The organism is Kitasatospora sp. NPDC091335 (genome assembly GCF_044757205.1).
GTDB lineage: Bacteria > Actinomycetota > Actinomycetes > Streptomycetales > Streptomycetaceae > Kitasatospora.
Genome location: NZ_JBIVUM010000034.1, coordinates 3246 through 26773 on the forward strand (window position 1 = coordinate 3246; position 23528 = coordinate 26773).

Below are 23528 nucleotides of genomic sequence, written 5' to 3' on the forward strand. Positions count from 1 at the left end.
CGGGGGTGGTGGGGGCGGCGGGGCCGGCCCGGGCGGGGGGGGTGGCGGGGGCGGGGGGCGGGGGGCGGGGCCGGCGCCCCGGGCCGGCGGCCCCGGGCCGGGGCCGGCCTTCCGGTGCCTCGGTCCCGGTTTTCTCGGCCCGTTTCCGGGTCAGGGCTGGCTGGGGCCCGATCCGCTGTGCAGGACCGGGTGGAGTTAGCAGCCCGGGTCGTGTCCGGCGTGGTGATGTCCCGCCCCGGGTCCATGCGTTCACGAGCGGTCGTGATGTAGGGCGGATGGTGGTTCTACAGCTCGACGTCCATCCAGGCGACGTCGTTGAGCTCGACGTCGAGGCCGCGGGCGCGGTGGCCGTTGTCCTTGAAGTAGTGCTCGCGTAGGCCTTCGGCGAGGATCCGCTCCTGCTCGGCCTGGCTGGCTCCGGCGTCCCGGGCTGCGTACAGCTTCTGGGCCACGGCGCCGGGCATCTTGTGGGTGATGGTGCGAAGGCGGGGGTCGTCGGTGGAGCCGGCCGCCGAGCTGTAGCCGAAGGTCGCCTGGATGTGGAGCATGAAGCCGCGCTGCTCGGCGTCGCGGCGCACCCGCTGCTTCACCCGCGGCTGCCAGGCGGCACGCACCGCCTTCTCGACCTTCGCGATGTTCGCTGGCGCCATCGGGATGTCGCCCGCCGCCTCCCCTTCGGCGACGGCCTTGAGGGCGTGCACCCAGCGCTGCGCGGTACGCACCGAGACCCCGGCCGCCCGGGCGAGCTCGGCGGTGTCCTCCTTGGCGACCTTCTCCCACAGGAAGCGCACCCGGGTATTCAGGTGCACCGGGATGGGGCGGGTGCGCTCGGCGCGCTCCAGGCCCTCGTCGATCTCCCCCACGGGGCATCAGGTCCTTCCTGCCGTCTCGGCCGGGACGGCGTCGCGTGGTGGTGGGGTGGGTGGCCCGCCTGGCGAGTGCCGGCGGGCCGCAGGGGCTATTCGTCGGCGGAGACGATGCCGCCGGTCTTGATGTGCCGGGCGGGGTTGGCGTCGTCGGCGAGCAGTTCGGCGATCTCGGTCATGGGCCTGCTGCCCTCGAACTTGACCATCCCGGGGCTGACGCCGAGGCGCAGCGCGGTGGTGAGGGTGCCGTCGGGTCGGATGAGGATGTCGAGTGCGCCGGGGCCGGGGGCGGCGAAGACGGCGCAGTCGGAGAGGACGGCGAAGGTGTGCAGGCCGGTGTCGGCGGCCATCTTGCGGAGTTTGCGGTGGAGGTTGACGGTGGCGGTGTCGATGACCAGGGCGCGCATGAGCGGGTCCCAGGTCGGGCGGTCCAGGGCCGGCCAGCGTTCGCCGGGTTTGTAGCCGTGGCCGCGGGGGCGTTCGCGCATCTTGCCGATGGTGCCCTTGGCGGTCTGCTTGATCGCGGTGAGGACCGCGAGCTCGGCCGGGTCGCCCTGCTTGAGGTTGGCCATGGCGTCGAGGAACGCGGTCGGGTCGGTGTCGGCGAGGTCGGTTGGGACGCCGAGGGCGGCCATCGTGTCCAGGTAGGCCTGGCGCAGCCGCTTGTGCCATGGGTCAAGGTAGGGGCCGCTCTCGTGCCGCAGCCAGCCCTCGGTGGGCCGCACGGCGGCGCCGAGCTCGACCGCGTAGGCGATCTTCGCCGTGGAGTACCAGGCGGGGCCGGTCGGGCGGGAGCCGTCCGCGGTGAACGGGCTCGGCAGCAACGGGTCGGTGGCGACATGGGAGAGGTCGACCAGCCAGGAGCCGGGGATCGTCTTGTCGAAGACGGGGTTCAGCTCGTGCACCGGGCCGGACAGCGGCAGCGTCAAGCGGCCCGCGGCCGCGAGGAAGGCCATGTTCACGTCCAGGCCAACCGCCCAGCCGGCGACCTTCTCGGCGTCGGTGAGGGGCCGGTGCCAGTCCCACGCCTCGGTCACCAGCTCCTGCCCGGGGCCGCGGTCCTGGGCGAGCGGGTGCACGTCCGGGACCTCTGGCGGCGCCGGGTCGAAGGCGTCCTTCGGGCGGGAGCCCTCCACCGGCCCGGACGTCCAGCCGGCCTCGGTGCGCACCGCCTTCGTGGGCGGGCGCAGCGCGGTGACGAGTTCGAGGCCGGAGACAGCGGTGGAGCCGCGGGGGGTGAGGACGCGTTTGGCGTAGGTGCCGAGCAGCCGGGCCAGGCCGGGGGCAGCGAGGCCGTCCGGGATCTGCCAGCCCCCGGACGCGAGGGCGCCCCAGCCGGGGATACAGAGCTGGACGCACTGGCGCTTGCCGTCCTCGGGGGTGCGGTAGATGCGGGCCCACGGCCCGAGGCCGCGCTGGGTGAGCAGCCAGCCCGCCTTCTCCAGCGCCTTCACTGTCTTGTGGTTCTTCGGGAGCCGGCCGAGACGGGGGACGAACTCCTTCTTCTCGTCCCGCCCGAGCGGCGGCAGTCCCAGCTCGGCGAGCGCGGCGTCGGTGAGGACGACCAGGGCGTCGCCGTCCTTGCCGTGCCGGTGCAGCCGCGGAGAGCCCAGCTTCGCCTCCAGCGCCCACTCGACGACGTCGGCCAGGGAACGCCTGGCCGGCGGGGCCGGCGACACCGAGCCGTCAGCGAGGTAGGCCACCAGGGCCTTGCCCGAGGGGGCGACGTCCAGCACCGCGAGCGGCCCGGCCGGGAAACGCGCGGCCGCGGCGGCCTCCCAGTCCGCCGGGTCGTCGGTCTTGGCTGCCGTCTTCTTCGCCGTCGCCTTCCGCGGCCGCGCCGGCGCACTGGCACCAACGGGGCGGGACAACGTGCCGCGCCGAGCCGTGCCCGTGCCCGGGGCGGGGGCGGCGGGGGCGGGGGCGGCCGGGCGGGGCGCAGCGACCGAAGCGACCGGGGCGGGCGACTCCGCAGGCGCCGCCGGGGCGGGCGTGTTCTCAGCGGTGAGGGCCTGGACGAGCGTGGCCACCGCGTCCGGAGCGGACCGGACGAGCTCGGCGACGCCGGTGTCGGGGGTGCACCAGCCGCCCATGTGCATCGGTCGGCCTTGGGAGCGGTACGGCGTCGGACGTCCGCACCGTACGCACGGCGCGGGGGCGGCGGCGACCAGCTCACCAGTGGCCGTGCGGTCGAGTTCCACCACGGCGTGGTCCCCGCCGCCGAGCACCGGCGGGGCAGGCAGGGCGGCGGGAGTCGGAGTCGGCGTCGCAACGGCGGCCGGCGGTGCGGGCGCGGCCGAAGCCGGGGCCGGTTCGGCCGGGGCCTGGACGGTGGTGGGGACGAGGCCGGCGGTCTGCGCCCGGCGCAGCCACTCGGTGGGCTCGACCGTGCCGTGCTGGAGCGCCAGCGTCGCGAGGAACCGGATGTAGACCTCGCGCTTGGGCGGGCGCGGCTCGGTCGTCCCGGCCTCCCAGCGCACGATCGTCTCCCGGCGTGTCTTCAATGCGGCGGCCAGTTCCTCCTGGGTGTAGTCGCCGGCCTTGCGCAGCCGCTCCCGCTCCGCGGGCACCGGCAGGTCGTCCACCGGGCGCGGCCGGGCCAGCAGCGCGTCGATCGACGCGAACAGGTCCTCACTCATCGACACCTCACCTCCACATCACACACCCTAGCGTGAAAGTCACTTTTGGATCGCACATTTCAGCGCACATCACTGAATTGAGGCCTGCGCGAAGGCATCCGTTGACTGTCCCGTCTCAAATGATCTTGACCGTTTGTCAAATGATCTTGACGGACGATAGGTTTCTGTCATTCGATCTTGATCGGTGGCGGGGGCCCAGATGGCAGTTGCCTCGTTGGTGTACGACGACCCGGCGCTGTCCGCGTTCGAGCTGGACTTCGTCGAGGGCGGCGAGCGCCTGCGGCTGGCGCTCGGGCAGGTCTGGAACCGGCGGTTCGAGTCGGTCGATCCGGTGCGTGAGTTCCGGTGGGCCAAGGGCGGGCAGGGGTTCGCGGGCTCGTATTTCTCCGCCACCGTGGGCGACCACGTGGGTTACGAATCGTGGCTGGAGCGGGACCGGCTGATCCTGCTGGACCGCGAGCCTGCGGTCGTGGGGATCGCCTCGCAGCCGTTCTGGCTGCGCTGGCACGACGGGCAGCGGCAGCGCCGACACGCTCCGGACTACTTCGTGCGGCTGGCCGACGGCCGGGGCCGGGTGGTGGACGTAAGGGCCGACGACCGGATCGAACGGACGGACGCGGAGGCGTTCGCCGCAACGGAACGGGCCTGCCGAGCGGTGGGCTGGGAGTTTGTCCGGGTCGGCGAGCCGGAGCCGGTGTTGATGGAGAACGTGCGCTGGCTGTCGCGTTACCGCCGGCGCCGGTGCGCCGATCCGGAGATCGCCGCGCGGCTGCTCGACGTGTTCGCCGTCGGGACGCCGCTTCGGGCCGGGGCAGCGCGGGCGGGCGATCCGCTGGTGGTGCTGCCCGTGCTGTTCCACCTGCTGTGGCAGGGCGACTTGGCCGCGGACCTGGAGAGCGCGCCGCTGTCGTCGACCACGTCGGTCGGCGCCGGGAGGCGGGCGTGATGAGCGGGATGCAGCGACCGTCCCGGATCGTGGTCGGCTCGTGGGTGCGCTTCGCCGGGCAGGTCCGGGCGATCGTGGGCGTCACTGCGAAGTCGGCGACGCTGTCGGACGCCGACGGCGGCCAGGTCGAGGTGCCGATCGGCGAGCTGACGGTCGACCCCGACCTCGCCGTGGTCGACCTGCCGGTCCGCACGCCGCTGCCAGCGCAGTCCCGGCTGGAGACGTTCCCGCCGCAGGCGGTCGAGAAGGCTCTGTGGTGGGAAGACCACATCCTCGAAGTCCTGCACGGCTACCGCCCGGACGCCGTCCCGGACACTGCGCCGCGCCCGGGCTACGGGCTGGGGACATCGTTGACGGCCCGGCAGCGGGCGAAGGCCGCCGAGCTGACAGCGGCCGGCCACGAGGTGTCGGCCAGCGCGATCGCCAACCTGCGGCGCCGTTACCAGGCCGACGGCGTGCTCGGCCTGGTCGACCGCCGCGCCGCCCCCAGGACCCCGGAGTTCACCGCGGTCGATGCGCGAGTGGTCGCGGCGATGCGCGCGGCGATCAGCGAGGGCGTCGACGCCTCCACCCGCACCGGGTCGTACCTGATCTGGCGGACCGGGGAGATCCTGCGGCAAACGCCCGAGGCCCAGGGCGTCGAGCTGCCCTCGCGAAGCACGCTCTACCGGCTGCTGGCGAAGCTGACCCGCGGCACCCACACCTTCGGTGCCGCGAGCACCCGCCGCTCCCGGGCCCACGGGGCGAAGACCCCGTTCGGCGAGCTGCCGGCGTTCGCGCCGGGCGAGGTGATGCAGATCGACTCGACGCCGATGGACGTGATGGTGCTGCTGGACGACGGTGTCCCGGGCCGGATCGAGCTGACGGCGATGATCGGCGTGGCGACGCGCACGCTCACCGCGGCGGTGCTGCGGCCGACCACGAAGGCGGTCGACGCGAGCGTGCTGCTGGCCCGCACCGTCACACCGGAGCCGCAGCGGCCGGGCTGGGCGGAGGCCCTGCGGATGTCGCGCTCGGTGCTGCCGCACCGCCGGCTGCTGAGCCTGGACGAGCGCCTGGAGCACGCCGCCGCCCGGCCGGTGATCGTCCCGGAGATGATCGTCTGCGACCACGGGAAGGCGTTCATCTCCCGCAACTTCAAGTCCTCGTGCCGGTTCCTGGAGATCGACTTCCAGCCCGCGCACAAGGGCTCCGGCTTCGAGAAGGGCCACATCGAGAAGATGCTGGCCTCGATCGCGTCGCTGTTCGTGCAGTTCCTGCCCGGCCATCTGGGCCGCAGCACCGACCACCGCGGCCGCCACCCCGAGCGCGACCGGCTCTGGTCGCTGCTGGAGCTCCAGGAGCTGCTGGACGAGTGGATCGTCGCGCACTGGCAGAACCGGCCGCACGACAGCCTGCGCGACCCCGCGCACCCGAGCCGCACGTTCACCCCGAACGAGAAGTACGCGACCCTCGTCGAGGCCTGCGGCCACGTCCCCGTCGCGCTCGCCGGCGACGACTACATCGAGCTGCTGCCCACCGAGTGGCGCGCGGTCAACGACTACGGCATCAAGTTCAAGCACCGCGTCTACGACACCCCCGGCCTCGACGCGCTCCGCCGCCAGGGCTCCGGCATCACCGCCAAGCGCGGCCTGTGGGAGATCCACCGCGACCCCTACGACGTCTCCCGGATCTGGGTACGCGACCACCGCGCCGAAGACCGACCCTGGATCGAAGCGACCTGGAAGCATCTGCACCGGGCCCCGGTCCCCTTCGGCGAACTCGCCTGGGACCATGTCCGCCACCAGCGCCCCGGCGCCACCGAGCCCGAGATCGCCGACGCGGTCGCCGCCCTGCTCACCCGCGCCCACGCGGGACCCGACCGGCCCGCCGCGGGCAAGTCGGGCCGGCGCGACCGGCGGGTCGCCGCCCGCACCCGCGCGACCGCCACCGCGGCCGCCGTCCCGCCGAAGGACTCCCCCACGCCGCCCGCACCGGCTCCGGAGCCCGAGCCCGAGCCCGCAGACGGCGGCCGGCCGCTGGCCAAGGTCATCCCGCTCGGCCTGTTCGACCCCCTGGAAGACCCCTGGAGACGCACGTGACCGCCCGCCCCACCATCACCGACCCCGCCGACCGGGACGGTGACGAGGCGGCCGGGCGGCACCTGACCACGCTGGAGGGCTGGCGGCAGTTCACCGCCGATCCGCCCCCGCCGCCGAGGCTGCTGTCCCGGCGGCGGTACGACGCGCTCGGCGACCTGGAGCGGACGCTCTACGACGAGGCCCGCCTCGACCACCACGCCCGCCTGCGGGTCGTCGCCACCTCCACGGTCCGGCACGCGGTCACCTGCGGGCGGCGTCTGGTCCTGCTGAACCGGCACGCCGTCAGCGCCCGGCGCGGGCTGATCCTCTCCGGTCCGGCCGGCACCGGCAAGACCATCGCCATCACCCAGCTCGGCCGCGCCCACGAACTCCTCGACCGCGCCCGCCACCCCGGCCGCGGCGAGCGTATCCCGGTCGTCTACATCACCGTCCCGCCCGCCGCGACGCCGCGGATGCTCGCCGCCGAGTTTGCCCGCTTCCTCGGCCTGCCGGTCACGCGGAGCGCGAACATCACCGACATCACCGAGGCCGTCGTCGGCGTCTGCACCGACACCCGCACCGGCCTGGTCCTGGTCGACGAGTTGCACAACATCTCCCTGACGAGCCGCTCCGGTGCCGAGGTCGCCGACACCCTCAAGTACTTCTCCGAGCGCATCCCCGCCACGTTCGTCTACGCCGGCATCGACATCGAGCGCAGCAACCTGCTGTCCGGGACCCGCGGCGCACAGATCGCCGGCCGCTTCACCCTGCTGCCCACCAGCCCCTTCCCCTACGGCGAGGAATGGACCGCCCTGGTCGCCACCTTCGAGCAGCACCTCCTGCTCCACGACCACCGGCCGGGCACCCTCGCCGTCCTCGACCGCCACCTCCACCACCGCACCGGCGGCATGATCGGCGCCCTGTCCCACCAGATCCGCGGCGCCGCCATCGACGCGATCCTCACCGGCACCGAGGAGATCACCAAGAGTGGCCTGGACGCCATCCCGCTCGACCACGCCGCCCAGACCAGTGCCAGCACCCCGCCCTCCGGCCGCCGCCGATGACCGACCCGAGCACCCGGCCGCCGCTGCGGCCCCTGCCGGTCCGTGTCCCTCCGCGGCTCGGCGAGGGCACCGACAGCTACCTCCGCCGCCTCGCGCGGGCCAACCACCTCAAACCCAGCTATCTGAACGCCCTGACCAGTCCGAGGTCCAACATCGGCAAGCCCGACATCACCCTCCTCGCCCAGCTCGCCGGACGCCGCCCGGCCGACCTGCGACGTGCCCTCTCCGATGCCCCCGGCAGGCCGCAGCCCGAACAGCACAAGCCCGCGGACCTGCGCGAGGCCGGGCAGAGTGAGCTCATCCGCGGGATCGACCTGCTTCTCGCGCTGGCACCGCCGCGCAACGGCGTCCCCTGGCGGCTGGCCGCCCGGCGCCACGGACTACGTCGCAAGGACCTGCGCCGGGCCCTTCAGCAGCAACCCGTCCGTCGGCTGGCCCGGGCCGTGCCCGCCGACGACACCCAGCGCCGCCGCATCCGCGCTCTGGCCGGGGCCGGCCGCTCGACGGCGCAGATCTGGGCCCGGATGATGGACGACCACGACACACCGCTCACCTACTCCGCCATCAACGCCTTCCTCCAGCGTGTCCGCCGCATGTGATTGGGTGCGCTCAGATTTCCGCGGCCACTGCCTTCGAGAGGATCGTCCATGTCGCAGTACCCGTCGCTGACCCGTGCCCTGGCGGAGGCGCTCGTGGATCTCACCAGGTTCGTCGAGAGCGCGGACGACGACCTCATGGATCAGGACGATGCGGTGAAGGCGCTGGAGGGCGTCGCCGCAGTGGTGGATCGCCTGTCCAGCGCCCAGCGCGCGGAGTTCCAGCAGGTGATCGACGCAATGACCGAAGCCGAGACCGATCCCGGCCGCCGTGAATTCCTGGCAGCGTTCCCGGACGGGTTCGGACTCGTGAAGTAGTGGCCAATCACTCCAGGCTGGGCACGGGACCCGCGCTGCCCACGGGGTGTCACCGCCCGGCGCGCAGCCCGCTGAGTCCGGCTCCGACCCTGGTCAGCATCTGGCCGAGGAGGTGGAGGGCCCGTGCCCGTGTCGGCGCTCCTCGCGCCGTTCCCGTCCAGTAGGTGTCGGTGAGGTTCTCGGTCATCGTGAGGATCCGGTCCTCGTCCTGAGTAGCAAGCACGAGGACGAGGCGCACGTAGTCACCGATGTCGCTGCCCTGCGGGTGCTGGTGGATGAAGGTCTGCAGGCGTGGGAGCAGGGCGGGCAGGGTGCGTTCGGTGGGGAAGACAACGGCGAGGCCCGCGAGGGCCAGCCGAACCGCCGGGCATTCGGCCGGCCAACGGGTCAGCAGATCCGGCGTGCGGGCCTGAACCGCGCCGCGGGCCCGGGCCTCGCTGTCGGGATCGGCATGTCGCGGGGTGGCCGGCCAGGCCTCGGCGAGATGGCGCTCGGCGACGGTGGCGGCCCTGAACAGCAGGCCGACGGCCTGGAACCGGTGTCGGGCAGGGACCCGGTCGTCGACAGCCAGGGTCGCGAGCAGGACGAGGCCGTCGGCAGTAGTCGGCTGACAGGCGTCCTGGTGGAGGATCTCGTTGTAGAAGTCCCCGAGGAAGCTTCGGTCGTCCCAGGAGGAGTCGGTCCCGGCGTCGAACAGCATCGCGGCCTGGGGCGGCCTGCGGCCCGGCAGGCGGTCGGCGATGACGTCCCGGAAGAGCTGGCGGATCGGCGGACCGAAAGCACCCGCGCCGCACCGGACCTGCTCGGCTTCGGCATGCATATCCATGACCAGCGCAGCCTACTGGAGCATCCCGGGCCAGCAGCCTGCCGCCCTGGCCGACGAGCAGGGCGTCAGCCCCCACCTGCTCCGGTGAAGCCGAACCTCGTGATCACAGCTAACCGTTCTGATGTGATCAAGATCGTTTGGGAAACGGTCAAGATCATTTGACACAGGACAACCGGGGTGGATGACGGATGTGCTGGTGGCGGAGGAAGGAATCGAACACCTCCCAATTCGCCAGGGCCACAACCGCCGCCCTGGGTGTGGAAGTGCGAGTACGCCGGAGCGTCTTTCAGCCGGTGCGGGGGCGCCAGCGTGAGGTCCAGCGCATATTGAGGGCTTCGAGAGCATCGAGCTGTTCACGTGACAGTGCGCCGGGGTCTCGGCGTCTCTCGGATATCCATCTGCCGAGTTGGAAGTCGGTGCCGTCCAAAGCACAGCGGTACCAGGAGGGCACGTCGAGGTGCTGGTGGTTGCGCCTGAAGGTTCGGGCCGCTCTCAGGCCCCGGGCGAAAGCCCACTCGGCGGCGCCGCGAGGACGGCGCAACAAGAGGGCGAGGGGATGGGTGAAGGGGAGGGCGCCGAGAAGGTTGTGCCTGGTGTCACCGAGCTTGGCGAGGTTGTCAATCTGGTCGTCGAGCCAGCGGGTGAGCGGGTCGTGGTCGCTCTGGGGGCGCAGGGTGGGGAAGGCGAGATCGCCCTTGCGAGCAGCGGCGAGAGCCTGGGCGTAGGTCCGTTTCCAGGCGGGCGGCCATGGCTCGCTCCACCATGGGTAGATCTCGCCGAGGGCCCGCTGGTAGCAGACGGGAAGGGTGCGGTCGCGTACTTCTCTGCGGCGGTCGGCGAGCCAGCGGCCGAGGTGGAGGCCGCCGTGACGTTCGTGTTCTGCCGGCGCCAGATGTCCGTTGCGGCTCATGTAGTCACGGGCGACTTGGAGTTTGCGTTCGATGCTGCGGGGAGGGTGTTCCCACAGCATGCCGAGGGTGTCGAGGGTGCTGATCCGGTCCGGGAGCAGCATGGCGTTCAGCCGTAGTGAGCGTTGCTGGCCGATCCACCAGCCGAGGTAGAAGCGGTCGGGGCCGAGGTAGCGGCTGGGAACGTTGAGGTGTCCGTGTGCGCGGCGGAAGCGCTCGGCGCTGGCGAAGCCGTAGTCCCAGAGCTGGTTGGGTGCGGGGGTGTCACTGAGGTCGAGGAATTGGAGGATCTCGTCGGCGCGTTCGGGGGCGGCTGCCAGTTCGGGTAGTGCGGATTCGCCCAGGCGGTGTGCTTCCAGGTGTTCGACGCGGTGGAAGGTGTGCTCGTCGTAGAGGCTGAGGGCGATCAGGACCTCGTAGAGGAGGCGCCAGGGTGTTCTCCTGGTGGCTTCTCCCATGTCGTCGCCCGGGGCGAGGTAGATGGGAATGACGATGGTGGAGATCTTTCCGTCGCCCGGTGTCTGGCGCAGCGCTCGGCCGACGGCCTGGACGATGTCGACGGTGCTGGTCTTGGGGTGGGCGAACAGCACGGAGTCGATGGCGGGAATGTCGACGCCTTCGCTGCAGCACCGGCAGTTAGTGAGGACCGCACGGTGCGGAGCCGCCGTGCTTGGCACGGTGTTGAGGGGGGTGGTGGCGAAGGCGGCGTAGGCCTGGTGTTGTTCGAAGGGGGTCTCGTGGGAGTTGACGGTACCGACGTGCAGCAGGGAGCGGTCGAAGCCCGGGCGGAGGGCGGCTGTGCCGGGGAGAGTGTCGGCGAAGGTCTTTGCGGCGGCGATGGAGGGATGGAAAGTGAGGGTGCGGCGCAGGTCGTAGCGCTGCTGGGCGAGGGTGAGGGCGAGTTGGGCCGCGGCAGTGCGTAGTGCTTCGGATGTCCAGGTGCTGGTGTCGCGGCGCAGGGCGTGGAGCAGGTCTTCGTTGCGGATGGTGATGACGACGATGCGGTAGTCGGCGAGCAGTCCCTGGTCGATCGATCGTGCGAGGGAGATGCTGTAGACGGTGGGCCCGTAGAGACTGTGGTCGTCCATGGAGGCGACGACACGGTCGGGCGGTACGCCGCGCTCGGTCCCCTTCTGCCGATCGAAGACGAGAGGGGTCGCGGTCATGTAGAGGCGGTGGCGGGCGGGGAGCACGTCGTTGTCGTGGACCTGTGCCCAGGCTTTGTCGAGATTGCCGGTGGTGTGGTGCGCCTCGTCGACGACGATCACGTCCCAGCCGGGCAGGTGGAGGGCGGCGTGTGCCTGGGTGACCTTGTCCAGGGACTGATAGGTGCAGAACACGTTGAGCGGGCCGTCGGATTGTGCGGACAGGGCCGCGAGTTCCTCGGACTTGTCGGTCGTGGTGAGGATGCCGGCCAGGGTCGGGTCGGCAGGCGTGTCGCGCGAGCAGACGCCGATGTAGCGGCCCGGACGTCCTTCGTGGTGCCACAGGGCCGCGGTCTGTTCGAGCAGGCGCAGGGACGGCACGACCACGAGGGCACGTCCGTTCGGGGCCACCTCATGGACCGTGTTCAGTGCGACGTGGGTCTTGCCGCTGCCGGTGGCCATGGTGATCGTGGCCCGGGATGCGCCCTCCTTGAAGACGGACACACACGAGTCGACGGCCAGGTCCTGATGTCCACGCAGAGGACTGCGCAGGCCCCCGTGCCTCGGTGCGGCCAAGGGTCCCTCCCGGGTGACTGCCGACGCTCTCACGTTCGAGCGTGGGAGAAGCAGCCGTTGGCAGGCACGGGTCTGCGGGTCGTTCACCCGAAGGAGTGACCGCCTTCTTGACCAAGGGGCTGCGCGCTGGTGGGCTGCGGTTCCGGGCGGGACAAGCGGGAGGGCATGTGACGGATGCGCCGGGGCTGAGGTTCGGTCCTCGGTGGCCGCTGCCTGGCCGGGCGCGCCTGGTCGGAGGTGAGTCGACGGGCTCGTTCGTCGCGCGGCTCGCACACGGCAACGGCCTGGGACTGGCCGAGTTCCTGGGCCGCGTCGGTCAAGGGCAGGCTTCGGCCGATCCCGAGCGGGTCGAGAGGTATCCGCAGTCCACCGAGATGTACGTGAACGAGCCCGGGCTGCGGCACCTGGCAGTCCTGTCCGGCCTGCCGGCGCAGATGCTGCGGCGGGCGCTTCCGAGTTTGGCCGAGCAGTACGTGCTGCCCGGCGGCAGGGAGGCGCTGTGGCAGTGGCCGTGGGAGGCGGAGAACGGGTACCCGGTCCGCCGGTGTGCCCTGTGCGGGTACGCGCGCCAAATCGGCGAGCCGGTGTGGCTAATGTCGCCGCAGCCCTGGCAGGTGTGTCTGCGGCACCTGCGGTGGACGGACGACTCCCGCCAGGAAGAGCCCTCCTTCGTGGACATGCGGGCGCTGCCGGAGTGCGTGCGGGCGCATCAGGTGCGGCTGCGGCTGGTGCGGCGCTTCACGGCGGCCGGGAGCCGGGCCTTCGCAGATGCCTCCCGGGTGGTGCGGCTGTGGTGGGCTGCCGCGCCGGAGGAGCCGTTGTGGGCGGAGCGGGCCTGGCGGGCGGGGCTGGGAGCCCGCACGGCCAGGGCCGTGCCGTTGGTGATCTATCCAGAGGCGGCGGCCCTGGCGTGCTCGATGCTGCGTTTCGAACGCGGTGGCCGGTTCGGCGGTCCCGACCGCAGCCGCTGGCTCAGGGAGGCCGAGGGCCTGATGGCAGGGGCGGGGCTGGACTGCGAGGTCGGCCGGGACGAGCTCCTGCGCTGGCTCGAGGGGCGCAGGTAGGCGAAGACCGGGTACGGGGCGTCCTGCGGGCCTTGAGGCCTGCAGCGGCCGGCGCCAGCGAGCGTGGCCTCGTGTCGTGCGGGAGGGCCGGGGTCGCGGCCGCAGAGCCGGGCGCGGCTGCTGTGCTGCTTGCCCGTCCGCAGCGCCAGCCGTGCGGCACGGCGCCGCGGCCCCGAACGACGGCCACCGGGCGCGGGCCCGCGTCAAGGAAGCTCATCCGTTCGGGTGATACCGGCCTTGGCGCTCCCCCGCTCGGCCGGCGGTGTCTTCAAGCTGGTGGCGTCCGGGAGGGTGGGGAAGGGGGAGTCCGGTGCGCGACGTCGTCGGGTGGCACCTTGACGAGCACGGCGAGCTGACGTCGTCGCGGGCCGGCGACCTGGCCGGCGTGGCGCTCGAGGAGCGCCTGCCGCCGACGGACCCCGTCGCCTACCACGGCCGCCAGGGCGTCATCACCGCCTGGCCGTCGTCGTCCCGCTCGACGGTGGTGTGCGGGTCGCTGCGCCGGCTGCGGGTGGCGGTGGAGCTGGACTTCACCGCCGGAATCGGGCCCTTCAGCGGTGAACCCGTCGAACTGCACTGGCTGCAGGGCCGTGTGCGGCACCGGTGGCGGCCGGACTTCATCGCCCGCACCCGCCGGGGATCGCGCTGCGCGGTGGTCGTCCCGCCCGAGCGCCGTGCCGGTCCGCAGTGGCAGGAGCGGATGGCGGCGCTGCACGAGGTCGCGAAGGCGGCAGGCTGGACGGTGCGGCTGTGGCCGGTGCCGCGCGGTGTGCGGCTGGCGAACCTCATGTGGCTCGCGGACTACCGCTTCCCCACCCCCGGCGAGCGGGACCGGGAGGACGCCGTACTGGCCGCCTTCCGGCAGCCAAGGCCGCTGGACGAGGGGGTGGCGGCGTGCGGGGTGCCGCGACTGGTGGCGCTGGATCTCGCCTACCGCCTGTTGTGGCAGCAGCGCCTGCGGTTCGACTGGACGCGGCCCCTGCTGGCGGACGCCCCGGTGTGGGCATGAGAGGGAGGGGTTCCGTGAGCGGAGAAGGATTGCCCGGGCGGTTCGAGAGCGGCCGGGTCCGGGTCGGCGACCATGTCCGGTGGCGGGGCGAGGAGTACCGGGTGGACGCCCTCGCCGGGCCGACCGTCACCCTGCAACCGGTGGCGCCCGGGGCGGGTGCGCCCGTCGACGCTCTGTACAGGGCGGTGGCCGGCGCCGCGGACTTCGCCGTCCTCGACCCCGCCGGACGGCCCGTCGAACGCACCGGACTGCCGCCCCTGGGGACGCTACTGCGGGGCGTCAGCAAGGAGGACCGCACGAACGCCCTGGACTGGCACCGGCACATCAAGGAGATCGACACCGGGATCCGGCCCGGCCGCCTGCACCCGCGGCCCGGCTACGACCCGGCCACCACTACCGTGGCGCAGCGCTGCCAGGCCAAGGCCGCCGAACTGGAGGACCTGGGCGATGTCCGCGTCAGCTGGCGGACGCTGGACGACAAGCGCCGCAAGTGGAAAGCGGCGGGCGAGAACCCGCTGGTGCTCATCGTGGACGGGCGCAAGGGCCGCCCGCCCCGGCCCGGCGGCCACACCGACCCCCGCCTGATCGAGGCCATGCACGAGGTGACCGACGCCTTGGCGAGGGAGTCCGGCGGGCGGATCAACCGGGCGCTGGACCTGGTCGAGGACCTCGTGCGGCGCCGGTACGCCAAGGAACTGCGGGATCCGGCGGAGGCGGAGCGCCTGCTGCTGCCGCAGTCCACGTTCTACAAACGGATGGCCGAGCTCGGACTGTCCGACGTCCTGCGCCAGACGACCCGCCAGCGCTCCGCCCGGGCCAGCAAACCCAAGGGCCCCCACGCCCCCTCGCACGCGCAGAAGCCCGGCCAGCTGACCCAGATCGACACCACGCCCTTGAAGATCAAGGCCCTGGGCGAGGACGGGGAGGTGGTCTCGGCCGAACTGACCTCCCTGGTCGACGTCGCCTCCCGCAGCGTGGCCGGGTTGATGATCGTCCCGGCAGTCACCGGCGACGGCCCGCCCGGCCAGCGGGTCGGCGGCCGCGCGACCCGCGCCTTCGATCTGGTCCTCACCCTCGCCCAGTGCTTCGCGCCGCTCCCCACCCAGCCCGGCTGGGATCCGCTGACCGCCGCCGCCACCTCCGCGCTGCCGTTCGGTGAACTGCGCGCCGCCGACCCGCGCTACACCGAGGCGACCGCGGCCCGGCCCGTCATCCACCCCGCCACGATCGTCCTCGACCAGGGAAGCCCGTACCTGAGCCGGCACTTCGAGGACGTGTGCGCCTTCCTCCGCATCGCCATCCGCTACGCCCGCAAGGACCAGCCCACCGACAAGCCGATCGGCGAACGGTTCTTCTCCACCCTCGCCGACGGCTTCAGCCAGCACGTGGCCGGCTGGACCGGCCGCAACCACCAGGCGCGCGGACGCGGCATCGACCGCGGCCCGCTGTGGACCATCAACGAGCTGCAGCAGATGGCCAACGAGTGGGTCGCCCTGGAGTACCAGCAGCTCCCGCACAAGGGGCTCACCCACCCCGTGCTGCCCGGGCAGCACCTGTCCCCCAACGAGATGTACGCGGCCCTGGTCTCCCGGTCCGGGTACCGGCCCCGGCCGCTGACGCCCGAGGACAGCCGCAAGCTGCTGGTGCCGGCGTGGGTGAAGGTCACCGACAAGGGCTTCGAGGTCGACAACCGCCCCTACCAGAGCCCGAGCGGCGAACTCAAGCCGCTGGAGGGCCTGGACTCCGGGCTGGAGGGCCCTGGCGCGGGCGGCCGGTGGGAGGTCCGCTACGACCCCTACCGGCCCGAGGTCGCTTGGCTGTACGACCACCGCAGCCCCGGACGGTGGATCAAGGCGGAGTTCGTCCACCGGCACCTGCTGACCGATCCGTGGACCGTCGACCACTGGGACGCGGCGACCGCCCTCGTCCTGGCGGACGGCGGCCGCAAGGACCACCACGCCGCGATCGCGCTGGCGGTGAAGGACCGGCGCCGCCGCACCCGCACCGCTCCCCCGCGCCGCAGCCGCACCAACGCCCTGCCGCCCTTCCAAGGGCCCGCGCTGGACGTCGAAGCGGTGGCCGAGGACCGGTACGCCGGAATCGGCGACCTCGACCTCGACGCGATCGTCCCCTCCCCCGTACGCGTCCTGCCCACCGCCGAACCTCTGCCGGCGCAGCGCCCCGCTCCCGCCTCCGCCGCCCTCGCCGGCCTGTTCGGCGACGACGCCGATGACGAGGACGAGGATCCGGAGCAGGAGCAGCGGGCCGCGCTCCTCGGCGGGGACGCCTCCACCCTCCTCTTCGAAGGAGAGCTGTGAAAGCATCGGCCGCGCTCAGGGACAAGCGGCGCGAACGCGCGCTGCAGCGGGCGTTCAGCGCGCCGATGCGCCCCGAATGGCTCCACACCCTCCCCGGGTGGAACCACTACTCCCACGAGCACCTCGTCGTCCCCTCCCTCGCCGACCACCCCGCGCTCAAGGAGGAGAAGGAGCGCAGGAAAGACCCCCGCCTGGGGTTCCTCGGGCACCTGATGATGGTGGAGAGCGCCGCCGCCAGCGCTGGCATGGACGACGTGCTCGAGGCGGTCCTGGTCAACAGCCGCCGCCGCGAGGGCCTGAGCGACCGGGTCATCAACGGCCTCTCGGGCACCGGCAAGAGCATGCTGCTGCGCACGATCGGACGCGCCGTGCAACTCGAGATCGAGGAGCACCCCCACTTCACCGGATCCCAGATCCCCGTCGTGCACATCCTGGCGCCCGCCGACACCGACAACAAGATCAACTGGATCTGGGAGATCGCCTGCTTCCTCGGCCTCAACCCCGAGCCCACCACCGAGGACGACCTCATGCGCTGGCGCAGCTACCCGGACCTGTCCGTGCCGGTCAACTACGTCCTGGAGACCGCGCTGACCCGGCTGCTGCTCGTCGACGACATCCAACGCGTCACCCCGGCCCAACTCGCCCCCGTCCTGCACTACTTCGACTACCTGCGCAACCGGCTCGGCATCACCACCGTCTTCTGCGGCACCGGCGCCAGCAGCGTCGTCCACGAAGCACGCGCCATCGCCGACCGCCACACCATCGTGGTGCGCCAGCGCGCCGAACGCCTCGCCCGGGCCCGGGAGCAGGACCCGGCCCACCCCGGCTACACCGCGGCCGACGAGAAGGACGAACTCGCCTACGGCCGGCTGCCCGTCACCTGGCTCGACCCGATCCCCTTCGACCGCCACGACAAGACCTCCTGGCCCACCGTCCTCGCCGGGTACGAGAAGCACCTGTGCCTGCACAACCTCGACGAGAAAGCCCTGACCAAGCACAGCCTGTACCTCCACCGGCGCACCGGCGGCTACTTCCGCGACCTGTCCCAGCTCATCAGCCAAGCCGCCACCCGCGCCGTCCTCACCGGCACCGAGAACATCACCCTCACCGAACTCGCCGCCGTCACCACCAGCCGAGACCACTGACCCTGCCCCGGCGGCCCGTCACCGGGGGAGGGCCACGATGTGGGACCGGATGCGCCGGCCGAGCAGCGCCGAGCAGCGGGTGTCGCGCACGAGCGCGGCCAGGTTCTGCCACGCGGTCAGGCGGATCTGCTCGGGCGTCGTGCGGTGGTGGCGGGCGAGGGACTGCTCCACCCGGGTCGTGTTGCCGGGGCGCGGCGTGGGGGAACTGCGGTCCCCGAAAGGGTGGTCGGTCTCGGTCAGGACCCGGTCGAGGGGGATGGAGTCCAGCAGTGGAGTTCTGCGGGCGGCGGCGGCGTTGAGGGAGAAGTAGCAGCCGAGGGCGACGGCTCGGGCCGTCAGCTCGGCGTCCCCGAGCCACCAGTGCAGGACCATGCCGGGTGCGGGGGATCGTTCCAGCTCGTCCAGGACCTGCTGGTGGGCGGCGTGGCTGTGGACGCTGGTGATGCGCGGGGTGCGGGTCAGGGCGTCGAGGATGCTGCGGAAGGTGGCCCGCTGGCGGTCCATCGGGATGCGGCTGCTGCCGTCGAGGCCGATCTCGCTGACGAGTGGGGTGCGCTCGATCAGGCCGGCGAAGCCGTCGGGGTCGAAGGCCGTGTGGCTGCGGGCGAGTGCGGGGTGGACACCCACTCCCCAGATGATCTGCGTGTCCGTGCGTTGGACGGCTGTGGCGGCCTCGGCCAGGGAGCGGGTGGCCGCGAAGACCACGGCGCCCAGTCCGGCGAGGTCGTCGGCCGGCACCCCGGTGTCGATGTGCGCGTGCAGGTCCAGCGGCGGCAGTGCGGTTGTCCTCATGGGTACAGCAACTCCAGCTCTGCGACGCCTCGTCGGCACAGCTCGTAGGCCTGGCGGGCGGGGTAGTCGGCGGGAAGGCTCAGTGTGGTGACGTCGGCGGGGCGCAGGCCCCGCGCGAGGAAGGTGCGCAGCGACGGTTCGACCGACTTGTTGCGCAGGTAGGTCTGCAGGTTCTCGTCGTGGCGGGTGTGGAGGTAGTCGGTGGTGTCCTGGAGGTTCGCGGCGAGGAAGGAGGCGCGGCGCAGCAGGCAGCCGAAGCACACTCCGCAGTGGGTGCGCACGGGGATGCGGTGGCTGCGGTGCCCGGTGTGGGCGCAGGAGTGGGTGCGGCTGAGGAATTCGGCGGCCGGGGTGGGGCCGACGAGTTCGGCGGCCTGGCGGAACATTTCGCCTTTGGTGCGGGTGGCGAAGGGGTTGTGGATGTCGGCGTGGGCGCCGGCGTCTTTCGCGATGGCGGCCAGGCTCTGCAGGAACAGGGGGTGGGTGGTGCGGGTGGACAGGGCGCCGCGCTGGTCGGCGGTGAGGGGGATGTTGAGGGATGCGAAGCCGTTCTCCGGGATCCACAGCGGCACCCCCTCGACGGCCGCGGCGGCCAGGCCCAGGGCGAGGAACAGCAGGGAGCGGGTGCGGGTGGAGTACTCGTTGGGCAGTTTCGGGCCGTCGGGCCGGCGGGCCTTGCGGGAGAATCGCAGCCCTTGGTGGTGTTGCGGGGGGCCGTCGATGAGACGGGCGATGTCACCTGCGGTGTCCTTCTGCAGGGGCGCGAGGTTGGTGGCGCCGACGTGGGACAGGAGCAGGTGCCGCTCCGGTCCGAGGCCGTGGCGTGAGACGAGGGCGCCGACGGCGGAGTCGGCGCCGCCGCTGAGCAGGACCACGCGCCGTATGCCGGGATACGGGGTGGCCCGGACCGTCTCCTGCGGGGCGGGAGCGCGGTGGAAGCCGATCGACCAGCGGTCGCCGGACAGGAATCCCAGGAGCTCCTCGAGCCGGTCGCGGACGGCGTCCCAGCGGGCCGGCTCGTGGACGGGCACGCTCAGCTCGAAGGTGCGCCGGGTCCAGTTGGAGCGGGCCGCGCGCCGGGGTGTGCTGCGGTCTGCGGCGTAGACCAGGGCGGCGAGGCGGACCAGTTCGATGTTGGGTTCGGGCACCGGCCCCAACGCTCCCAGGGACGGCCCGAGGGTGGAGACGAAAGAGACGGCCGGGCCGGGGGGCCACCAGAACGTGGTGCCGGCGGCGCCGGGTTGTGAGGTGTCGGCGTCCAGCTTCAGGGTGTAGGCGGGCATCAGGGCTCCATCCAGATGGACCGCATCGCCCCGATGCCCTCTTCGACGGCCCGGGTGATCTCGGCGGCGCTGGGTCCGGTGATCGTGAGAGAGGCCCGGTCGGCCAGGGCGCGTGCGGTCTCACGCAGTTGGCGTTCACCGTCCGCGGTGGCCCAGGCGGGACGGGATCCGTCGTTCATCTTCGCCGCGGTCTCGCTGACGACCGCCTCGAAGATGATCATTGCCAGGGTTTCCCGGACGACCTCCTCCGCACTGGGGGGCGTATCGGCGGTGCCGGCCTCCAAGACCCACTGGGCGACCTCGCTGGCGACGAAGCGGCGCTCCTTGTCCTCGATCGTGCCGTCGGCCAGCGGCCCGCAGGCAGCGTCCACGATCCGGCTGGTCCAGTCGATCGGGTCACTGGCCGCTGCCCGCAACTGGGCGTAGTCGAGGCCCAGTTCGCGCAGCGCCCCGGCGTCGCCGGTACGGTACGCGTACGCCGCGGCTGCGGCGCGCCCGGCCGTGCGGGAGGACTGGGCGATGGTGCGCTGCGCCCCTCCCCCGGCCGAGCCCCCTGTGCCGGTCCCACCTCCTCCCGCCCCCGCTCCGGGACCGTCCGCATGTCCGCCGGACGGCCTGAACAGCCCTAGGGAGGGCAGGAGTTGGCCCGGGTCGAGCTGCTGCGGGGGTGCGTCGGGACCGGCGGCGGCCAGGGCGTCGAGCCACTGCGTGACGTTGCTCTGGAGTTCCTTGCTGGCCGGTGTGCCATTGCCCGTGTAGGAGCCCTTGGTTCCCATCAGCGACGGGTTCCGGTGTTCAGGGCGATCTCCAGCGTCGCTCTGATCCGGGCCGGGGCGGCGGGGGCGTGGCTCCTCCATTGCTCCAGTACGCGGCGGAACTCAGGCCTGTCGGCGGGTAGGGCGAGGATGGTGGCCGGTTCGAGCTCAGCGGTGGGGATGGATTGCAGCAGCCGGACGCCCTGGTCGGTGACGGCCGGATAGGCAGTGGCGATGCGCACCAGGCCGCGCACGGCCGCGTTCTGTTCGGCCGGGCGGTCCCGGGCCGCCCGGCCGAGGTATTCCACCAGTCTCAGGGCGTCGTCCTCGCCGAGCGCGGTGATGTCGGCGTCGGTCACCCGGTGCTGGTCGAAGCGGACCGTCGACAGCAGGCCGGCCGCGATGTCCCGCAGCCGGCCGGGCAGCCCGGCGTCGAGAAGCTGCTTGCCGGAGAACGCCGCCGCCAGATAGAGGTAGGGGGCCAGATCGACGCCGTCCAGCCCCGGGGGGGAGCTTCGCCCACCGGAGCAGGTCGTCCTCGAAGGCGAGCGGCTCCCCCTCGGCAGGCTCCGGAGCGGGGTCCGGTCCGCCCTCCGTGGAGGGTGCTTCCTCGGACACCGGGGCCTGCGTCGTGGGTCGGCCGGCGGCAGCTTCGAGCTTGGTCATGCGTGCGCGTAGTTCGCCTCGCGCCAGCCACTCCAGGATGGTGGCGAAGGAGTGGTCCAGGAGCTTCTCCAGCACCATGAGCTTGGCCACGATGTCCGCCTCGAGCGCGATGCCGCGGTGAGCGGCGACGGACTGACGTACCCGCAGGTCGTTGAGGAAGCGTTTGATGCGGCGGGGACTTCCCTGCAGCTTCTCGTGGAGGATGGGTGTCATCCGTGAGGCGAAGGCCAGCTCCGTGGAGATGTCACCACCGACCACCGCGTCGGCGAGGTCGTCCAACACACCCGTCGTCCGCCGCAGTTGCACGCACTGCGCGATGTAGGAAGCGAGTTCGTCGGCGGGCAGCCGCTGGGAAAGCTGCAGAAGGACGAGGAACGCCTCGGTGTCGAAGCGGCTCAGGGTGGGCAGCGGCACCGTCGTCTGCACGATCTTGTGCAGGTAGAGACTGGCGGGCTCCTCGGCGTCCGCCTCACCTGTGCCCAGGCCGCCGCCCGGGGTGGGGAAGCGCACCCGCAGGGCGTCGGCCACCCGGCGCTCGTCGGCAGCGACGACGAACGCCATCTTCGGCACCGCCAGGAACAGCCGGATGGTCTCCAGCGTGTCGACGACCGTCTCGGGCAGACACCTGTCCAGGTCGTCGACGAGCACGACCACGCGCCGCAGGTGGGTCAGCTCGGGCGACTCCATCAGCGTGCGAAACTCGCCGCGGAACTCCTCGAGTCCGCGCGTCAGGGGCTCTGCGGAGTCGGCCTCCTGGCCGGCCGCGTCGGTGTTGATCAGACTGGTGAGATCGTCGACCGACGGCAGTTGCAGCGTCAGCGACGTCTTCGCCGCCACCTGCAACGCCTTCGCCCAGTCGACCCGCTTGCGCAGCGTGGCCAGCACCGCCCGCGCGCGGCTGCGTACCTGGCCCGGCTTCTCCGCCTTGGCGAGTTCCGCGGCGACAGCGCTGAGAACCTCCCCGATCAAAGTCTCCTTGACGCCGACCCCGGGGTCGTAACGCCACGGGTCCGTGCTGATCACCAGCACGTTGGTGTCACCCCCAGGCGCCTGCGGGGCGAGCCTGTCCTCGACCAGGCGCAGCACCGTGGTCTTGCCGCTGCCCCACGCGCCCGAGACGCCGACGGTCACCGGGTCGAGCGCGTCGTCCAGCACGGCCCACACCACGGTCTCGGCGACCGCGTCGAAGGAAAGCAGATCCAACCGCGTCGGCTCATCCGACCACAGTCCCGAAGACATCCCGGCCACGCCGTCCTCCAGCCCGCGACATCGTCGTCGCAGTCGGTGCTCTTGCCATCCACCACACGTCCAGCGCGTCACGCGCATGTGGTGGAGGCACACCATAGCCCTCACACCTCCCCCACAACAGGAGGAAAACCGAACTGCTGCCCGCGCCCTGACAGACCACCAGGACCGCCGACGCTCCCCCACCGACGCCGACACAACCACACTCGGACTGCCCCGAAACCCGTCCCGCTCCGGAACAGCCGTGCTACTCCCCCATCAAACCCAGCCCCCAAGGCCGAACGCATCTACGAGAAACGGCACCGGCCCTAAAAGAAACTGACCCACCGCCAGCAACACGGCACCACCTCACGACACATCTCCCGAACATCAAGCAAGGCACTGACCTGCGCAAATACAGCGAAACACACAGGCATTCCAGCAACATCCACGTGATTCCACGCAAATATCCGAACCCTCAGGTCAGATCACCCGTGAGCGCGACCCACGATCATCATCAGCACATCACCGCAGCTCAGCGGCCATCCACCGCGAGCTTAGAAATTCCAGCCAAACCTACGGAATCCACGTCATCAGAACGCCACTGGACTCCGATCAGAACAGGTACCTCACACAGCCACATCCAGGGACTGCGAGAATATGCCAGAGGCACCACACGCTGGGCCCGGCGCCGCACCGGGCCTGACACCTCGCCATTGCCGGACCCCCGACGCCGGCTTCCGGGAGTTCGTGACGCTCGTCCACCGCCACTACCTTGCCTACGCCACGGCCAGGCTCACGGACGGCGTGAGCGGCGCGTCCGCGGTCGACCACGCGCTGAAGCGCGCCCGCTCCCGCTGGACGGCCCTCCTCGCCGGCCCGTCCACCGCCGGTGAAACCTGGCACCTGCTGCGCGACGCGGTCACCGCCCACCGGCCCGTTGACGACGGCCGGCATGCGGCGGAGAAGCCGGTCGACATGCTGCACCGGTACCTGCCGGAGCCGCTGGCCGACGCTGCGCTCCTTCACCGCCAGCTCGGCCTGTCGGCGACCGACGCCGCCCACCTCATGGGCACCGATGCTGCCTCGGTCCAAGCCGGGCTGCGCGGTGCCGATCGGCTGATGGCCGACGTCGCGCTTCTGACGGAAAGGGCGGTGCCCAGGGCCGAGTGACATCGCCGCCACCTTCAACGCGCCTCGTTGTGCGCGGTGAAGATGGCGGCGCATACGCCATGGCAGCGCCACGCCCGCGCGCCACCCCTTGGGGTGATGCACAGTCAAAAGTCGTGGCGCTCTTAGACATGCGATCTTTACAATGAGCCCGCAAC

At 71.9% G+C, this 23528-nt stretch carries 18 protein-coding genes; 10 read left to right on the forward strand and 8 right to left on the reverse strand.

What is annotated here, in order from left to right; all coding sequences use genetic code 11:
- Window positions 1-284 precede the first annotated feature (284 nt).
- The gene (gene tpg, locus ACIQOW_RS38880; protein WP_401092594.1) at window positions 285-863 is read right to left on the reverse strand and encodes a telomere-protecting terminal protein Tpg; all 579 of its coding nucleotides are present in this window, start codon (window positions 861-863) and stop codon (window positions 285-287) included.
- 95 nt (window positions 864-958) lie between these two features.
- Entirely contained in the window at window positions 959-3505 is a 2547-nt protein-coding gene (gene tap, locus ACIQOW_RS38885) for a telomere-associated protein Tap (RefSeq protein WP_401092596.1), read from the reverse strand.
- Window positions 3506-3704: 199 nt separating this feature from the next.
- Here tap and ACIQOW_RS38890 point away from each other — a divergent pair, with 199 nt between their 5' ends.
- Genes ACIQOW_RS38890 through ACIQOW_RS38910 form a run of 5 tightly spaced genes read left to right on the forward strand, consistent with a single transcriptional unit; the run spans window position 3705 to window position 8489 of the window.
- Window positions 3705-4451 (forward strand): TnsA-like heteromeric transposase endonuclease subunit, encoded by a 747-nt coding sequence (locus ACIQOW_RS38890; RefSeq protein ID WP_401092598.1) that lies wholly within the window; start codon window positions 3705-3707, stop codon window positions 4449-4451.
- A complete protein-coding gene (locus ACIQOW_RS38895) occupies window positions 4451-6532 on the forward strand; it encodes an integrase (RefSeq protein WP_401092600.1) in 2082 nt (693 codons plus the stop codon). The genes ACIQOW_RS38890 and ACIQOW_RS38895 overlap by 1 nt, the downstream gene beginning before the upstream one ends.
- Window positions 6529-7575 (forward strand): TniB family NTP-binding protein, encoded by a 1047-nt coding sequence (locus ACIQOW_RS38900; RefSeq protein ID WP_401092602.1) that lies wholly within the window; start codon window positions 6529-6531, stop codon window positions 7573-7575. Before ACIQOW_RS38895 ends, ACIQOW_RS38900 begins: the two co-directional genes overlap by 4 nt.
- Entirely contained in the window at window positions 7572-8174 is a 603-nt protein-coding gene (locus tag ACIQOW_RS38905; protein ID WP_401092604.1) for a hypothetical protein, read from the forward strand. Before ACIQOW_RS38900 ends, ACIQOW_RS38905 begins: the two co-directional genes overlap by 4 nt.
- A 48-nt stretch (window positions 8175-8222) precedes the next feature.
- Complete coding sequence (locus ACIQOW_RS38910) at window positions 8223-8489, forward strand: hypothetical protein (protein ID WP_401092606.1); 267 nt, start codon at window positions 8223-8225, stop codon at window positions 8487-8489.
- Between the two features lie 49 nt (window positions 8490-8538).
- Here ACIQOW_RS38910 and ACIQOW_RS38915 read toward each other — a convergent pair whose 3' ends face one another.
- Both ACIQOW_RS38915 and ACIQOW_RS38920 read right to left on the reverse strand, forming a co-directional pair.
- On the reverse strand, window positions 8539-9315 hold the full coding sequence (locus ACIQOW_RS38915; RefSeq protein ID WP_401092607.1) for a hypothetical protein: 777 nt from the start codon (window positions 9313-9315) through the stop codon (window positions 8539-8541).
- A gap of 286 nt (window positions 9316-9601) precedes the next feature.
- Complete coding sequence (locus ACIQOW_RS38920) at window positions 9602-12031, reverse strand: Helicase associated domain protein (RefSeq protein ID WP_401092609.1); 2430 nt, start codon at window positions 12029-12031, stop codon at window positions 9602-9604.
- A 20-nt stretch (window positions 12032-12051) separates the two neighbouring features.
- On the opposite strand from ACIQOW_RS38920, the gene ACIQOW_RS38925 reads away from it, so the two are divergent.
- From ACIQOW_RS38925 to ACIQOW_RS38940, 4 genes are all read left to right on the forward strand, one after another.
- Window positions 12052-13008 carry a TniQ family protein gene (locus ACIQOW_RS38925; RefSeq protein ID WP_401092611.1) on the forward strand — a complete coding sequence of 319 codons (957 nt, stop codon included), beginning with the start codon at window positions 12052-12054 and terminating at the stop codon, window positions 13006-13008.
- A gap of 310 nt (window positions 13009-13318) precedes the next feature.
- Window positions 13319-14017, forward strand: coding sequence for a TnsA-like heteromeric transposase endonuclease subunit (locus ACIQOW_RS38930; RefSeq protein ID WP_401092613.1), 699 nt, complete (start codon window positions 13319-13321; stop codon window positions 14015-14017).
- Between the two features lie 14 nt (window positions 14018-14031).
- On the forward strand, window positions 14032-16335 hold the full coding sequence (locus tag ACIQOW_RS38935) for a transposase (protein WP_401092615.1): 2304 nt from the start codon (window positions 14032-14034) through the stop codon (window positions 16333-16335).
- Entirely contained in the window at window positions 16332-17480 is a 1149-nt protein-coding gene (locus ACIQOW_RS38940) for an ATP-binding protein (protein ID WP_401092617.1), read from the forward strand. Before ACIQOW_RS38935 ends, ACIQOW_RS38940 begins: the two co-directional genes overlap by 4 nt.
- 18 nt (window positions 17481-17498) lie before the next feature.
- Here the strand turns inward: ACIQOW_RS38940 and ACIQOW_RS38945 are convergent, their stop codons facing one another.
- The 4 genes from ACIQOW_RS38945 to ACIQOW_RS38960 form a co-directional block, all read right to left on the reverse strand.
- Complete coding sequence (locus ACIQOW_RS38945) at window positions 17499-18272, reverse strand: TatD family hydrolase (protein WP_401092619.1); 774 nt, start codon at window positions 18270-18272, stop codon at window positions 17499-17501.
- The gene (locus ACIQOW_RS38950) at window positions 18269-19555 is read right to left on the reverse strand and encodes a hypothetical protein (protein WP_401092621.1); all 1287 of its coding nucleotides are present in this window, start codon (window positions 19553-19555) and stop codon (window positions 18269-18271) included. Before ACIQOW_RS38950 ends, ACIQOW_RS38945 begins: the two co-directional genes overlap by 4 nt.
- A complete protein-coding gene (locus ACIQOW_RS38955; protein ID WP_401092623.1) occupies window positions 19555-20331 on the reverse strand; it encodes a hypothetical protein in 777 nt (258 codons plus the stop codon). The genes ACIQOW_RS38950 and ACIQOW_RS38955 overlap by 1 nt, the downstream gene beginning before the upstream one ends.
- Before the next feature lie 147 nt (window positions 20332-20478).
- Window positions 20479-22179: a P-loop NTPase fold protein gene (locus tag ACIQOW_RS38960; RefSeq protein WP_401092625.1), complete on the reverse strand. Its 1701-nt coding sequence runs from the start codon at window positions 22177-22179 to the stop codon at window positions 20479-20481.
- Window positions 22180-22950: 771 nt separating this feature from the next.
- Between ACIQOW_RS38960 and ACIQOW_RS38965 the strand changes: the two genes are divergently transcribed.
- A complete protein-coding gene (locus ACIQOW_RS38965; RefSeq protein WP_401092627.1) occupies window positions 22951-23373 on the forward strand; it encodes a hypothetical protein in 423 nt (140 codons plus the stop codon).
- Window positions 23374-23528: the final 155 nt, after the last annotated feature.

Excerpts from the sequence above, each read along its gene's own strand:
- tap (WP_401092596.1), bottom strand. The coding sequence starts at position 3,505 with ATGAGTGAGGACCTGTTCGCGTCGATCGACGCGCTGCTGGCCCGGCCG.
- ACIQOW_RS38890 (WP_401092598.1), top strand. The coding sequence starts at position 3,705 with ATGGCAGTTGCCTCGTTGGTGTACGACGACCCGGCGCTGTCCGCGTTC.
- ACIQOW_RS38895 (WP_401092600.1), top strand. The coding sequence starts at position 4,451 with ATGAGCGGGATGCAGCGACCGTCCCGGATCGTGGTCGGCTCGTGGGTG.
- ACIQOW_RS38905 (WP_401092604.1), top strand. The coding sequence starts at position 7,572 with ATGACCGACCCGAGCACCCGGCCGCCGCTGCGGCCCCTGCCGGTCCGT.
- ACIQOW_RS38910 (WP_401092606.1), top strand. The coding sequence starts at position 8,223 with ATGTCGCAGTACCCGTCGCTGACCCGTGCCCTGGCGGAGGCGCTCGTG.
- ACIQOW_RS38915 (WP_401092607.1), bottom strand. The coding sequence starts at position 9,315 with ATGGATATGCATGCCGAAGCCGAGCAGGTCCGGTGCGGCGCGGGTGCT.
- ACIQOW_RS38945 (WP_401092619.1), bottom strand. The coding sequence starts at position 18,272 with ATGAGGACAACCGCACTGCCGCCGCTGGACCTGCACGCGCACATCGAC.
- ACIQOW_RS38950 (WP_401092621.1), bottom strand. The coding sequence starts at position 19,555 with ATGCCCGCCTACACCCTGAAGCTGGACGCCGACACCTCACAACCCGGC.
- ACIQOW_RS38955 (WP_401092623.1), bottom strand. The coding sequence starts at position 20,331 with ATGGGAACCAAGGGCTCCTACACGGGCAATGGCACACCGGCCAGCAAG.